Origin of the sequence: Diaminobutyricibacter sp. McL0608 (assembly GCF_039613825.1) — a bacterium.
Classification (GTDB): Bacteria; Actinomycetota; Actinomycetes; order Actinomycetales; family Microbacteriaceae; genus Diaminobutyricibacter.
The window spans coordinates 2,971,700-2,985,738 of record NZ_CP154826.1 but is presented as its reverse complement, the minus strand read 5'-3'; the positions used below and the strand labels follow the sequence as shown (position 1 = coordinate 2,985,738).

The 14,039-nt window shown below is 68.6% G+C and carries 13 protein-coding genes, 1 pseudogene and 1 riboswitch; of the genes and pseudogenes, 9 read left to right on the top strand and 5 right to left on the bottom strand.

Going from position 1 to position 14,039, the window contains the following annotated elements:
- The first annotated feature begins 4 nt into the window (after positions 1–4).
- The 3 genes from AAYO93_RS14250 to AAYO93_RS20215 all read left to right on the top strand — a co-directional run bounded on the left by AAYO93_RS14250 (position 5) and on the right by AAYO93_RS20215 (position 3,239).
- On the top strand, positions 5–991 hold the full coding sequence (locus AAYO93_RS14250) for a carbohydrate ABC transporter permease (RefSeq protein ID WP_345761833.1): 987 nt from the start codon (positions 5–7) through the stop codon (positions 989–991).
- Positions 988–1,890: a carbohydrate ABC transporter permease gene (locus AAYO93_RS14245; RefSeq protein WP_345761832.1), complete on the top strand. Its 903-nt coding sequence runs from the start codon at positions 988–990 to the stop codon at positions 1,888–1,890. The genes AAYO93_RS14250 and AAYO93_RS14245 overlap by 4 nt, the downstream gene beginning before the upstream one ends.
- Before the next feature lie 110 nt (positions 1,891–2,000).
- A complete protein-coding gene (locus AAYO93_RS20215; RefSeq protein WP_434056643.1) occupies positions 2,001–3,239 on the top strand; it encodes a hypothetical protein in 1,239 nt (412 codons plus the stop codon).
- A 192-nt stretch (positions 3,240–3,431) separates the two neighbouring features.
- On the opposite strand, the pseudogene AAYO93_RS14240 reads toward AAYO93_RS20215, so the two are convergent.
- Positions 3,432–4,769: pseudogene (locus tag AAYO93_RS14240) on the bottom strand (family 20 glycosylhydrolase); the annotation flags it as partial.
- 106 nt (positions 4,770–4,875) lie between these two features.
- Positions 4,876–4,972, top strand: a riboswitch (ZMP/ZTP riboswitch).
- Positions 4,973–4,996: 24 nt separating this feature from the next.
- Between AAYO93_RS14240 and glyA the strand changes: the two are divergent.
- The 4 genes from glyA to AAYO93_RS14220 all read left to right on the top strand — a co-directional run bounded on the left by glyA (position 4,997) and on the right by AAYO93_RS14220 (position 8,390).
- Positions 4,997–6,337 (top strand): serine hydroxymethyltransferase, encoded by a 1,341-nt coding sequence (gene glyA / locus AAYO93_RS14235; RefSeq protein WP_345761830.1) that lies wholly within the window; start codon positions 4,997–4,999, stop codon positions 6,335–6,337.
- Positions 6,338–6,436: 99 nt separating this feature from the next.
- Complete coding sequence (locus tag AAYO93_RS14230) at positions 6,437–7,327, top strand: bifunctional methylenetetrahydrofolate dehydrogenase/methenyltetrahydrofolate cyclohydrolase (protein WP_345761829.1); 891 nt, start codon at positions 6,437–6,439, stop codon at positions 7,325–7,327.
- Positions 7,324–7,803: a YbaK/EbsC family protein gene (locus tag AAYO93_RS14225; RefSeq protein ID WP_434056642.1), complete on the top strand. Its 480-nt coding sequence runs from the start codon at positions 7,324–7,326 to the stop codon at positions 7,801–7,803. Before AAYO93_RS14230 ends, AAYO93_RS14225 begins: the two co-directional genes overlap by 4 nt.
- 89 nt (positions 7,804–7,892) lie before the next feature.
- Positions 7,893–8,390: a GNAT family N-acetyltransferase gene (locus tag AAYO93_RS14220; protein WP_345761828.1), complete on the top strand. Its 498-nt coding sequence runs from the start codon at positions 7,893–7,895 to the stop codon at positions 8,388–8,390.
- A gap of 107 nt (positions 8,391–8,497) precedes the next feature.
- Here the strand turns inward: AAYO93_RS14220 and AAYO93_RS14215 are convergent, their stop codons facing one another.
- From AAYO93_RS14215 to galT, 4 genes are read right to left on the bottom strand one after another with little or no spacing between them, the layout of a single operon-like run.
- Positions 8,498–9,025 carry a gamma carbonic anhydrase family protein gene (locus tag AAYO93_RS14215; protein ID WP_345761827.1) on the bottom strand — a complete coding sequence of 176 codons (528 nt, stop codon included), beginning with the start codon at positions 9,023–9,025 and terminating at the stop codon, positions 8,498–8,500.
- A 20-nt stretch (positions 9,026–9,045) separates the two neighbouring features.
- On the bottom strand, positions 9,046–9,828 hold the full coding sequence (locus tag AAYO93_RS14210) for an MBL fold metallo-hydrolase (RefSeq protein ID WP_345764891.1): 783 nt from the start codon (positions 9,826–9,828) through the stop codon (positions 9,046–9,048).
- A gap of 19 nt (positions 9,829–9,847) precedes the next feature.
- Positions 9,848–11,008, bottom strand: a complete 1,161-nt coding sequence (gene galK / locus AAYO93_RS14205) for a galactokinase (RefSeq protein WP_345761826.1) — start codon at positions 11,006–11,008, stop codon at positions 9,848–9,850.
- Complete coding sequence (gene galT, locus AAYO93_RS14200; RefSeq protein WP_345761825.1) at positions 11,005–12,153, bottom strand: galactose-1-phosphate uridylyltransferase; 1,149 nt, start codon at positions 12,151–12,153, stop codon at positions 11,005–11,007. Before galT ends, galK begins: the two co-directional genes overlap by 4 nt.
- A 113-nt stretch (positions 12,154–12,266) precedes the next feature.
- Here galT and AAYO93_RS14195 point away from each other — a divergent pair, with 113 nt between their 5' ends.
- Both AAYO93_RS14195 and AAYO93_RS14190 read left to right on the top strand, forming a co-directional pair.
- Positions 12,267–13,070, top strand: a complete 804-nt coding sequence (locus AAYO93_RS14195) for a DeoR/GlpR family DNA-binding transcription regulator (RefSeq protein ID WP_345761824.1) — start codon at positions 12,267–12,269, stop codon at positions 13,068–13,070.
- Between the two features lie 5 nt (positions 13,071–13,075).
- Positions 13,076–14,002 (top strand): aldose 1-epimerase family protein, encoded by a 927-nt coding sequence (locus AAYO93_RS14190; RefSeq protein WP_345761823.1) that lies wholly within the window; start codon positions 13,076–13,078, stop codon positions 14,000–14,002.
- The last annotated feature ends 37 nt before the right edge of the window (positions 14,003–14,039 follow it).

Below are 14,039 nucleotides of genomic sequence, written 5' to 3'. Positions count from 1 at the left end.
TCGCATGAGTCAGTCCATCGATGAAACATCGACCCCGACGGGGGCGGCCGGATCCGGTCGTCCCCGCCGCGGGGCGGGCGGCGCGACCACGCGCCCGCCCGGCCGCTCGACCTCGGGCGTCTCCGACCTGTGGCACGCGGTGCCCTGGACGCTTCCGGCGCTCATCCTGATCTTCGGCGTCGTGCTGTTCCCCGCCGGCTTCATGATCTACAACTCGACGCGCAAGATCTCGGTCTCGGGCGTCGACCACGGTTCGGTCGGCCTGCAGAACTACGCCACCGTGCTCAGCCGTCCCGAACTGCCCGGCATCCTCGTGAACACCTTCGTGTGGGTGGTGGTGGTCGTCGCGCTGACCGTCGTCATCTCGCTGGTGCTCGCCCAGTTCCTCAACAAGAACTTCCCGGGCCGCCAGTGGGTGAGGATGGCGATCCTCATCCCGTGGGCTGCCAGCGTGGTCATGACGACCACCGTCTTCGTCTACGGGCTCGACCCGTACTACGGCATCATCAACAAGTTCCTGGTCGACATCCACGTGCTGAACGCGCCGTTCGGCTTCACCCAGCAGCCGCTTCCCGCGTTCCTCTCGTCGATCTGCATCGCCGTCTTCGTCTCGCTGCCGTTCACGACGTACACGATCCTCGCGGGTCTCGCGGGCATCCCCGGCGACATGCTCGAGGCGGCCAAGATGGACGGCGCGGGCGCAACGCGCACCTACTTCGGCGTCATCCTCCCCAACCTGCGGAATGCGATCGCGCTCGCCAGCCTCATCAACATCATCAACGTGTTCAACTCGTTGCCGATCCTGAAGCTGATGACCGGGTCGATACCGGGCTACAAAGCGGACACGACGACCACGTATGTGTTCAAGCTGCTGCAGGGTGAGCAGCGGATCGACCTGTCGAGCGCCCTCAGCGTCATCAACTTCGGCATCGTGCTGGTGATCGTCGCCCTGTACCTGTGGATCGTGAAGCCGATGAAGGACGTGAAATGACCGCCCCCGCCCCCGCCATGCTGGCCGGAGAACCGCGCACTGCGGCACCGCGCCGGCGCTCGAGCGAACGCCGCTTCTCGGGCCGCATCGTCGGCCGGATGATCGCCGGGCTCGTCATCGTGCTGGTGTTCATCGCGCCGTACCTGATCATGCTGATCGGCTCGTTCAAGAGCCGGTTCAACATCCTGGCCGTGCCGCCCACCTACCTGCCGACGACCTGGCACCCGGAGAACTACATCACGATGTGGTCGACACCGGAGACCCCGCTGCCCCAGAACCTGATCTCCACGATCGTGATCTCGGTGTTCGCGACGGTGCTCGTGCTCGTCGTCTGCGTGCCGGCCGCCTACTACACGGCCCGGTTCAAGTTCCCGGGGCGGGGGATCTTCCTCTTCCTCGTCATCGTGACCCAGATGTTGCAGCCGACGGTGCTGGCGACCGGCCTCTTCAAAGAGATGGTGGCGATCGGGCTGGCCGACACCTGGCTCGCGATGATCCTCGTCAATGCGGCCTTCAACCTCGCCTTCGCGATCTGGATCATGCACAACTTCTTCGCCGGCGTGCCGGTGGAGATCGACGAGGCGGCGCAGCTCGACGGAGCAGGCAAGTGGACCGTGCTCTTCCGGGTCCAGCTGCCGCTCGTGTGGCCGGGCATCGTCACGGCGATCATCTACACGTTCGTGGCCTCGTGGAACGAATTCGCGGCGAGCCTGGTGATCCTGTCGACGGATGCGAACCAGCCGCTGTCGGTCGCCCTCACCAAGTTCGTCGGCCAGTACGACGCGGCGTGGCAGTACGTCTTCGCCGTGTCGATCGTCGCGGTGATCCCCGTGGTCGTCCTGTTCATGCTCATCGAGAAGCGTCTGGTCGGCGGCCTCACCGCCGGAAGCGTCAAGTAGCCGTCAAGTAGCCGCCGAGCACAGGAAAAAGCATCCTCAGAGGCGCGCTGAGGATGCTTTTTCCTGTGCTCGGCGCGCGCGTGGCCCCGCGCTCGTGAATACTGGAAGGCATGGGACTTCGGGACGTGTTCGTACCGGAGCGCACGGACACCGCTGCGACGACGCGGATCGGCATCGCCGGTCGCTCCTACCCGTGGTGGGTGGTGGTGCTCGGCGTCTATGTCGTCTCGCGCATCGTGACGACGACGTTCATGCTCGCGCTGTTCATCGTCGCGACGACCGAGCACTGGACGTTCGCCAGCCCGCGCGCCAACCCTGACTTCTTCACGTTCTCGGGCTCCTGGGACGCGTCGTACTACAAGCAGATCGCGACACAGGGCTACCCGACGTCCATCCCGACGGACACCGATGGCAACGTCGAGCAGAACGCGTGGGCGTTCCTCCCGCTCTTCCCGCTGATCGCCCGCTTCGTGATGGCGGTCACCGGCCTCGGGTTCTACCCGGCGGGCGTGATCGTGGCGGTCGTCTTCGGCGCCGTGGCCGCGCTCGTCCTCTATCGGCTCGTGGCTTCGAGGGCAGGAGCGACCTCCGGACTGTGGGCGACCATCCTGTTCTGCTTCGGCCCGCTCTCGTTCGTGCTTCAGATCGCCTACGCCGAGAGCCTGTTCTTCGCGCTGCTGTTCGCGAGCCTGTGGGCGGCGATGGTGCGGCGGTACTGGCTGGTGATCCCGTTCGGGGTCCTGGCGGCGTTCACGAAACCCGGCGCCCTCGCCATCCCGCTCATGCTCGCCGTCGTCTTCGTTGTGCGGCTGCTGCAGCGCCGCAGGGACGCCCAGGTCCACCCGTTCGCCAGACGGGAGCGCGTTGCGATGGTGGCGGCCGGGGTGACGACGGCAGTCGCCGGTCTCGCGTGGCCGCTCATCGCATCCGCTGTCACCGGTTTTCCGGGAGCCTACCTTCAGACCGAGCTGTCCTGGTGGACCGGATTCGTGGGGCGGGTGGCGTTCATTCCGCTCACCCCGTGGTTCATGTTGACCGTGAAATACGCGAGCGTCTTCGGAGCGCTCCTGGTGTTCGCCGTGATCGTCGGATTCGTGTGGATGCTGACCCGCCCATCCGTGCGCGCCCTCGGCACCGAGGTGGTCGCCTACGCCGCCAGCTTCGGCCTCTACCTGTTCGCGGTGTTCCTGCCGCAGCAGAGCCTGTTCCGGCTGCTGCTCCCGCTGTCACCGCTGCTCGGCGCGCAGGGGCTCACCCACTCGCGCCGGGCCCGCAGCGTCGTGCTCGGCGTCGGAGTCGCCCTGCAGCCCGTCGCGATCATCCTGCTCTGGTTCCTCGGCTACCCCTGACACCCAGGGCACACCGGGCACGCGCCGGAAGACGGTGCCGGCCTGGTCCCAGCGCTCGCCGAGGGCGGCGAGACGGGGAGCGAACTCCGCGAAGTCACGGACCGAGTCGATCTCGGCCGTGTCGGCGGGCGGCGCCGACCAGGCGACCTCCGCAACCGCTGCGATGCGCGGGAACGCCATCGATTCGACCTCGTCGATGGTCGCCAGCGTCTCGGTCCACACCGGAGCCTCGACACCGAGGATGTGCGCATCCCCGAGCCCGGGCACGATGCGTGCGGGATCCCACACGTAGGAGTCCCGGATGGTCGTCGGCCCGTCCGCCCAGTCCTGACCGAGCCGGTCGCCGTCCTCGTACACGATGTCCATGTAGGAGACGTCGGCGGGCGACATGATCACCGAACCGCCCTGCCGCACAAAGGAGAGCGTGTCCTCGGCTGCGTCGCCGCGCGGGGCCAGGTAGTCCCAGTACTGGCCGATGGTGCCTGCCGGCAGCCGATCGCTCGCCCCCATCTCGTGCCAGCCGATGAGCGTCTTGCCGTGCGAGGCGGCGACCTGGGATGCGCGGCCGATGAAACGCAGGAACTGCTCCGGCGGCGTGCTCAGGCATTCGTCGCCGCCGATGTGCAGGTACGGACCCGGCGTGAGCGAACTCACTTCGCGGATCACGTCGTCGATGAATTCGTACGTGGTCATGCTGTCGGCGTCGAGAGTGCTGAAGCCGACCTTCGAGCCGGTGTAGAGAGCGGGTGCGATCCCGGATGGGTTCAGTTGCGGATACGAGGCGAGCGCGGCGTTCGTGTGCCCCGGCATGTCGATCTCGGGCACGATCGTGATGTGATGTTCGCCCGCATAGGCGACGAGCCTGCGGTAGTCGTCCTGGGTGTAGTAGCCGCCGCGCGACCCGTCGCTGCCGGTCGATCCGCCGTGCCGGGCCAGGTTCGGCCAGCTCACGATGTCGATCCGCCAGCCCTGGTCGTCGCTGAGGTGAAGATGCAGGTGGTTGAGTTTGAGGGGCACGATCGCGTCGATGAACCGTTCGATCTCCTCGACCGTGAAGAAGTGGCGGGCGACGTCGAGCATCGCACCGCGGTAGGCGTACCGGGGATGGTCGCGGATGCTCACAGCGGGGATCGTCAGCGGGTCGGCTCCGCAGCTGACCGGGATGAGCTGGCGTACCGTCTGCACTCCGAGGAAGGCGCCGGCCTCGGTGTCGGCGCCGATCCGGACACCCTCGGAGGTGACGGTGACGGAGTAGCCCTCCGCGCTGTGGCCATCCGGCGCCTCGCCCTCGGCGATGATGATGGCGAAGTCGCCGTAGGCGGGCGGCTCGTCCACGATCGCGGGATGCCGGCCGCAGTCGCCGGCCAGCGCGGCCGCGAGGGAGCGGGCCACCGCATCCGCACCGCAGCCTGCGACGCTGATGCGCGCATCCGGCGCGAGGGTGAACGGGGCGGCCTCGATCGGCTCTACGGACACCGGGCGTGGAATCACCGGGACGGCGGGGGTCTGGGGCACAGGATTTCCCTTCATCGGCGGTCGATTCGCCCCACCCCGGAAAGCCGACACCTCCGCGAGTATCGCAGGGGTCCTTACATAAGGGCAAGAGCACGTGGGCGCCGTCGCGGCCCTGCTATGCTGCTCTCGTCGCAACTGGCGTTCAAATGGTCACCATTGGGAAGCGACATGTGCCTTGATTACATGGGCGGATTCGGCCGCGCGCCTGGGTCGATACGGATGACACCTGTCCAAACCCTGTCATGAAGGAGCCAGCTTTGTCCGACGCAGTATCTTCCACTTTCACCGCACCCCTCTCCGAGGTCGACCCCGAGATCGCCGCCGTCCTCGAGCAGGAGCTCGGCCGCCAACGCGATTACCTCGAGATGATCGCCAGCGAGAACTTCGTTCCGCGGGCCGTCCTCGAATCACAGGGGTCCGTGCTCACCAACAAGTACGCCGAGGGCTACCCGGGCCGCCGCTACTACGGCGGCTGCGAGTTCGTCGACATCGCCGAGCAGCTGGCGATCGACCGGGCGAAGAGCCTGTTCGGCGCCGAATACGCCAACGTGCAGCCGCACTCGGGTGCGACCGCGAACGCCGCAGTTCTCGCCGCGATCGCGACCCCGGGCGACACCATCCTCGGGCTGGAGCTGGCGCACGGCGGCCACCTGACGCACGGCATGAAGCTCAACTTCTCGGGCAAGCTGTACAACGCGGTCTCGTACGGTGTCGACCCCGAGTCGTTCCTCGTCGACATGAACGTCGTTCGCGACAAGGCGATCGAGCACAAGCCGACCGTCATCATCGCGGGCTGGTCCGCGTACCCCCGTCACCTCGACTTCGCGGCGTTCCGCGAGATCGCCGACGAGGTGGGTGCGAAGCTCTGGGTCGACATGGCGCACTTCGCCGGGCTCGTCGCCGCCGGCCTGCACCCGTCGCCGGTTCCCCACGCCGACGTCGTCAGCTCCACCGTGCACAAGACTATCGGCGGCCCGCGCTCCGGCTTCATCGTCAGCCGCGACACCGAGCTCGCGAAGAAGCTGAACTCGAACGTGTTCCCGGGCCAGCAGGGCGGACCGCTCATGCATGTGATCGCGGCGAAGGCGACCGCTTTCAAGCTCGCGGCGACGGACGAGTTCCGCGACCGTCAGGAGCGCACCATCCGAGGCGCGCAGATCCTTGCCGACCGTCTCACCGCCGACGACTCGAAGGCGGGCGGCGTCGACGTGCTCACCGGCGGGACTGACGTGCACCTGGTCCTCGCCGACCTGCGCAACTCGCCGCTCGACGGCCAGCAGGCCGAAGACGTACTCCACGAGGTCGGGATCACGGTCAACCGCAACGCGGTGCCGTTCGACCCGCGCCCGCCGATGGTCACGAGCGGTCTGCGCATCGGCACGCCCGCACTCGCCACCCGCGGTTTCGGCGATGCCGAGTTCACCGAGGTCGCCGACATCATCGCCGCAGCGCTCAAGCCGCAGGCCGACGTCGCTTCGTTGCGCACCCGTGTGCGCAAGCTGACCGACGAGTTCCCGCTCTACCCGGGCCTCGGCGCCTCCGGCCAGGAGTCGATCGCAGTAGAGCTTCCTTCCTCTATCTGATCCAACTCACCTCATCGCCCGTCGAGCACAGGGTTGTTCCGGTTATCGGACTCTCATAACGGGAAGAACCCTGTTCTCGGCGTTGGAGAAAGGAACGGCATGACTGCCCAGATACTTGACGGCAAGGCCACGGCCTCCGAGATCAAAGCGGAACTGACAGGTCGCGTCGCAGTGCTGCGCGAGAAGGGTGTCGTGCCGGGGCTCGGCACCATCCTCGTCGGCGACGACCCCGGATCTCAGTGGTACGTCGCCGGCAAGCACCGCGACTGCGCCGAAGTCGGCATCGCGTCCATCCGCCGCGACCTGCCCGCGACGATCTCGCAGGCCGAACTCGAGGCCGTGATCGAGGAGCTCAACGACGACCCGGCCTGCACCGGGTTCATCGTGCAGCTCCCGCTGCCGTCGCACATCGACACGGATGCGATCCTCGAGCTGGTCGATCCGGCGAAGGATGCCGACGGACTGCACCCGACGAACCTCGGCCGGCTGGTCCTGAACGTCAGCCGCCCGATCTCGACGCCGCTGCCGTGCACGCCGCGCGGGGTCATCGAGCTGATCAGGCGACACGGTGTCGACCTCGAAGGCAAGCATGTCGTCGTGATCGGTCGTGGAGTGACGGTCGGCCGGGCCATCGGATCGCTGCTCACCCGCCGCGATGTCAACGCGACGGTCACCCTCACCCACACCGGCACCGTCGACCTCGACCAGCACCTGCGGAGCGCGGACGTCATCGTCTCCGCAGCGGGTGTCCCCGACCTCGTGACGGCGGCGAACGTGAAGCCCGGCGCTGTCGTGCTCGACGTGGGTGTGAGCCGCGTGACCGACCCCGAGACCGGCAAGAGCCGGGTCGCGGGCGACGTGGCGGCGGATGTGGCCGACGTTGCGTCCTGGATCTCGCCGAACCCGGGGGGAGTGGGCCCGATGACTCGCGCCCTGCTCCTGCAGAACGTCGTGGAGAGCGCGGAACGATCGCTGGTGGTCGCACCGTGAGCGATCACACACACCCGGCTGTCGACCGGGTCGAGGATGCGCTGAAGGCCAGCGGGGTCGAACCGCGCACGAAATGGTTCGAGTCGGCGACGCCGACGGCGGTCTCTGCGGCCGCCGAGCTCGGCGTCGAGGTGGGCGCGATCGCCAACTCGCTCGTCTTCACGATCGATGGCGAACCCCTGCTGGTGATGACCTCCGGCGCCCACCGCGTGGACACGGCCTGGCTCGGCGAACGCCTGGGCGGGACGATCCGCCGGGCCGAGGCCGAAACCGTGAAGGCCGCAACCGGGCAGACCATCGGCGGTGTCGCCCCCGTCGGCCATCCGGAGCCGATACGGACCATTGTCGACACCGCCCTGGCCGACTACCCGGAGGTCTGGGCGGCCGCGGGCCACGCGCACACCGTGTTCGCGACGACGTTCGACGAACTCGTGCGCATCACCGGAGGCGAGCCGGGGCCGGTCGCCCCCGAGTGACGGCGGCCTGACGGTCGCACCGAGCCGACCGACGTGCTTACCCGACGGATGCACGCGTGTCGTCCATCCACTGGCGTAGCATGCGGTACGTGGCCGACACGATGACGAATCGACTGGTGCTGCACGCGATCGACGAGATCGAAGCGGAGCGCATCCTCGGAGGCGTGCCCACGTCGCTCGACGCCTGGGCGCCCGGTTACCCGTTCGAGGGCGACCTCGAAGCCGTCGGCGGCTTCCTGGCTTCGACTGTCGCGGGCGGCGACCAGCGACCGTGGGGGTACTACCAGGTGCGCCGTCGCGAAGACGGCCTGGCGATCGGCGGGATCGGATTCGGGGGGCCGCCCGACGCATCCGGAACAGTCGAGGTCGGCTACGGCCTCATCCCCGACGCCCGCGGCAAGGGCTACGCCGCGGAGTCGCTGCGCGGGATCATCGCCGTCGCGCGCGCCAACGGCGCCCTGCGCGTGATCGCCGAGACCGGGTCGACGAACATCGCCTCGCAGCGCACGCTCCGCAATGTGGGGATGCCCCGCACCGGGTCGGCGGGCGACACCTGGCGCTACGAGCTCGCTCTCACGCCAGCCTGACCCGGCACGGCCCGGCTTCGGGCGCCGCGTGCGGCAGGCGCACCCGAGCGTGCCCGCTCTGCCGGCCGGTCTCGACCGGAACTGTCACCCTCGCTGAGCGGGGCGCCTCACCCGCGGTGCTCCGTGACATGGTGCAGGTACGCGTCGGCGTTCGCCCGGATGCCCGCCAGCTCGTCGTCGGTCAGCGCGCGTCGGACCTTCCCCGGTACGCCCGCGACGAGTGAGCCCGGCGGGATGACGGCTCCCTCGAGCACGACGGTGCCGGCGGCGAGGAGTGAGCCGTCGCCGACGACGGCACCGTTCAGCACCGTGGCGCTCATCCCTACCAGCACGTCGTCTCCGATCGTGCAGCCGTGCAGCACCGCCCCGTGTCCGACGGAGACCCCTGACCCGACCGTGAGCGGGAAGCCGTGGTCGACATGGCAGACGACTCCGTCCTGCAGGTTCGAGCCCGCTCCGATGACGATCGGCTCGGCCTCTGCCCGCAGCACCGCGTTGTACCAGACGCTCGCACCGTCGAGGAGGGTGACCGCACCGGCCAGCACAGCGCCCGGGGCGACCCAGGCCCCGTCCGCTACGCGCGGCATGCGACCGTCGGAAAGGGGGATGAGTCGTGCGCCGTCGTCAACCGTCATCCCCTCAGGGTAGACGCGATTCAGTCCTTGTAGCTGAGGATGAAGCGGTCCCGCACGACGTTGCCCGACGGGTCGATCTCGTCGTCGAGCGCCTGCCGCACCTCGTCGAGAACGGTCGGCGGCAGGTCGAGGGGAAGCTCGTCGGGCTGATCGACGGTTCCCGCCGGGTAGTCGGCTCCCGGCGTCGTGGACATCTCGACGTGGCTGCCGAGCAGAACGGTCACGCGCGGGGCGCCCGTGTCGCGGAACGCGACCAGGCGGTCGATGGTCGCCCGGAAGGCGGCGCGGTCGCGGATGTAGAGACGCCCCGGGCAGATCGTGTCGCCGGTGAAGAGGATCCCGGTCTCACGGTCGAAGAAGACGACAGCCGACGGTTCGTGTCCGGGCCCCGGGATCGCGTCGATGTCGCGGTCCCCGAGCTGCAGCTGAACCGGATGCGCCGGCCATCCGTCGAATCCGAAGAAGGCGATCACCTCGTCGATCGTGGTCCCCACGACGGTCGTGCGCGGTCGCCCGGCGAACTGGCCGTCCGCAGCGATGTGGTCACCGTGTGCGTGGGTGTGGGCCACGACGAGCTCGTAGTCGGGCCGCGGATGGGTGCGGAGCCACTCGTCGATGAGGGCGTCGACGGTCTCGCGGAGCGGCAGGTGCTCGGCGTCGGCGCTCGCCCCCGTGTCGAGCAGGAGCGCTCGTTCGGTTCCGAACAGCAGGAAGAGGAAAGGCGCCTCCCAGTGCGCGGCCTTCGGCTGCCGGAGCTGGATGGTCGAATCGCTGAGGCGGGTCACCTCGAGCGGGATGCTCATCACGTCTTCAATCCTCAGCTCACTGTTCGCGGAGCGCGCCGTCGGCCGCCGTCACGGTGAACATGTCCGGCGAGGCGTAGCCGTGCTCGGCGAACGCTCCGTCGACGGCGACCCGGACCCGCGACACCAACTCTGTCGGCACGAGCGCGATCGCCGAACCTCCGAAGCCGCCTCCGGTCATCCTGGCCCCGATGGCCCCGAAATTCTGGGCGGTCTCGACGGCGAGGTCGAGCTCGGGCACCGAGATCTCGAAATCGTCGCGCATCGAGCGGTGCGACGCATCCAGCAGGTCGCCGATCGCCGTCGGGCCCTGCTCGCGCAGCGTGCGGACCGTGTCGAGCACGCGCTGGTTCTCGGTGATCACGTGGCGTACGCGCCGGAACGTCTCGTCGTCGAGTGTCTCGCGTGCGCGGGACAGGTCGTCGACTGTGAGATCGCGCAGGGAGGTCACGCCGAGTGCTTTTGCACCGGCCTCGCAGGATGCGCGGCGCGCGGCGTATCCTCCGGTCGCGTGCGAGTGACTCACCCCGGTGTCGATGACGAGAAGTTCGAGCCCGGCCGCCTCGAATCCAAGCGGGACGATCTCGGCCTCGAGCGAACGGCAGTCGAGGAACACCGCCGAGTCGCGGCGACCCAGCAGCGACGCGGACTGGTCCATGATGCCCGTGGGTGCACCGACCGCGACGTTCTCGGCCAGCTGGCCGACCCTGGCGAGTTCGCCACGGTCGAGCCCGAGGTGCCAGATGTCGTTCAGTGCAAGTGCGACAGAGCCTTCGATGGCGGCCGATGACGACAGCCCGGCGCCCACGGGCACCGTCGAATCGAGGAGGATGTCGAAGCCGGGCACCGCTGCGAGGTCTGCGCCCGATCGACCGAGCGCCCACGCGACGCCCAGCGGATACGCGGCCCAGCCGCCCAGAGCATCCGGACCCAGCTCGGCGAGGTCGATCTCGACGAGCTCGTCGGCGAAGGAGCTGCCGACCCGTGCCCGCGTGTCGTCGCGGACGCCCACGGCGGCGATCGTGCGGCGGTTGATCGCGAGCGGAAGCACGAATCCCTCGTTGTAGTCCGTGTGCTCGCCGATCAGGTTGACCCGGCCAGGAGCCGACCACAGGCCGTCGGCCGGCCGGCCGAACACCTCGGCGAACGTGTCGAGGACGCCCTCGCGCAAGTCTGTCATCGTGCTGCCTCTCCATCGGTGGGGTGTACGGGGCTGTCGCGGTCGGCGCGGGCGATTGCCTCGCGCACGAGTTGTGCGGCACGTTCCGGCGGGACGTCGCCGATCCACGCGCCCATTGCGGACTCCGAGCCCGCGAGGTATTTCAGCTTATCCGCCGCCCGTCGCGGTGAGGTCAGCTGCAGCATGAGACGAATGTCGCTTCGATGCACCGCAACCGGAGCCTGGTGCCAGGCGGCGATGTACGGAGTCTGCGTCTCGTAGAGCGCGTCGACTCCGCGCAGCAGGCGCAGGTAGAGCGTCGCGAGTTCGCCGCGCTCGGCGTCGGAGGTCTCCGCGAAGTCGGCGACCTGGCGATGGGGGAGCATGTGGACCTCGATGGGCCAGCGCGCCGCGAACGGCACGAAGGCGGTCCAGTGCTCGCCCGTGAGCACGACGCGCTCCGACGATCGCTCGCTCTTGAGGATGTCTGTGAAGAGCGTCGGCCCGTACTGCTCGACGGATGCGATCAGCCGGGTGGTCCGCGGGGTGATGTACGGGTAGGCGTAGATCTGCCCGTGCGGGTGCCGGAGGGTCACGCCGATCGCCTCGCCGCGGTTCTCGAACGGGAACACTTGCTGCACGTTGGGGAGCGCAGAAAGCGCGGCGGTGCGATCCGCCCAGGCTTCGATGACGGTGCGGGCCCTCGACGGGGTGAGGCTGCCGAAGGATCCCTCGTGCTCCGGACTGAAGCAGACCACTTCGCAGCGCCCGACGGAGGTGCGCGCCCGGCCGATTCCGATCGCGGCGAGGTCCTCGAGGCTCTGGGGGGCATCCGCATCTGTGATTGCCGGGCCGAACGACGGCGACTTGTTCTCGAACACCGCGACGTCGTAGTTGCTCGGCACCTCGGACGGGTTCGACGGCGTGGCCGGCGCCAGCGGGTCGAGCTCGGCCGGCGGCAGGAAGACGCGGTTCTGCCGTGCGGCGGCGATCGAGACCCACTCGCCGGTCAGCGGGTCCTGTCGCATGGTCGCGGTCGCCGGGCGGGCTTCAGGATGACGCAGGTCGGGCGCGCGGTCCGGTGCGAGGGCCGTGTCCGCGTCGTCGAAGTAGATCAACTCGCGACCGTCGGCGAGCGTGTGCACGCGTTTGGTGATCGAGGGCATGGGCGCCTTTCGAATGGGTTTCGATTACGAAAGTCAGGGTATCGAAATCGCAGGCATTACGCCATCCGTGTTTCGCATTGACAAGCGTCCGTGGGTGAAGCACGATGAACCGTATGGCCACCACACCCGGAGAATCGCTCACCGCGTCCATGCGGCGGCAGCGGATGCTCGAACTGATCGGTCGCGAAGGCTTCGCCCGCGTCACCGATCTCGGCGAGGCGTTCCGGGTCTCCGAGGTGACCATCCGCAGCGACCTCGACCTGCTCGACGAGCAGCGGGCCATCCGGCGCGTGCACGGCGGCGCGGTGCTGCGCGGGGCGGGCGAACCGCGCGAAGCGTCCTTCGAGGAATCGGTCGGCGCCTCCGCCGCCGAGAAGAGGAGTATCGCCCGGGCGGCGGCCGCGATCGTACAGCCGGGAAGCAGCCTGATCCTCGACGTCGGCAGCACGACCGCCGCGATCGCCTCAGCCCTCGTCGCGCGCGAGGACCTCGCCGACGTGACCGTGATCACGAACGGCCTCACCATCGCGCTCGAGCTCGAGAAGGCGATCCCGCGCTTCCAGGTGATCGTGACCGGCGGCACCCTTCGGCCGCTCCAGCATTCGCTGGTAGAACCGCTGGCGACGACGGTGCTGCGGGAGCTTCACGCCGATCTCGCCTTCATCGGCTGCAACGGAGTGCATCCCGCGAACGGCATCACCAACATCAACCTTCCCGAGGCCGACCTCAAGCGCGTGATGGTCGAAGCCGCCGAGCGCTCGATCGTCGTGGCAGACGGTTCGAAGGTCGGACGCACGCATCTCGGGCGGGTCGCCTCGATCGCTGAGGTCGACGAGCTGATCACCGGCGAGTCGGCCGACGCCGGAACGGTCGCCGAGCTGCGCGGGGCCGGACTGGACGTGAAAGTGGTTGACTAGTCGGCATGCGCGCACCCACCGGTGACCAGTACGAACTCTCGTTCACCGCAGGCGGCCACGAGCTGACCGCAACGATCACGCAGGTCGCGGCGGGCATCCGCGAGCTGCGAATCGACGGCGTCGACCTCACGGAGCCGTACCCGCTCGATGCGACCCCGCCGTCCGGCTGCGGGATCGTGCTCGTGCCCTGGCCGAACCGCGTCAAGGACGGTGTGTGGGAGCACGACGGGCAGGCCCGCAGGCTCGCCCTGACCGAGCCCGCGCTCGACAACGCCATCCATGGGCTCCTGCGATACCGTCCCTACGTCGTGACGCAACGGGACGCCGCGAGCGTGACCCAGTCTGCCGACATCTTTCCCGAGCTCGGGTATCCCTTCCAGCTCGAGACCTCCGTGCGCCACGAACTGGCCGCAGACGGGCTTCACGTGACACATACGATCACGAATACGGGGAAGGCCCCTGCGCCGGTCGCGATCGGCGCGCATCCGTATCCGAAGATCGGCGGGGTCCCCACCGGCGACCTGACCGTGACGGTCGATGCAGCGACGCACCTCGACGTCGACGAGAGGCTCAACGTGATCGGCGAGTCCGCGGTCGACGGAACGCGCTTCGACCTGCGCGCCGGACGCAGGGTCGCCGACCTCGAGCTGGACGACGGGTTCGCCGACGTCGCGATGCAGGATGGCCACGTCGCGCACACCGTGTCGGCGCCCGACGGTCGCACGGTCACCCTGTGGGCCGACGAGAACTTCGGCTACGTGCAGGTGTACACCTCGAGGAGCTTCGCCACCTCGACCACCTCGGACGTCGCTATCGCCGTCGAGCCGATGACGGCTCCCGCGAACGCCCTGAACACCGGCCGCGGCCTGCGCTGGCTCGCCCCCGGCGAATCGTGGTCCGCATCCTGGGGCATCCGCCCGTCCGGCTTCTGACCCGTCCGTCGGGCGGGGCGGCGAGCACAGGAAAAAG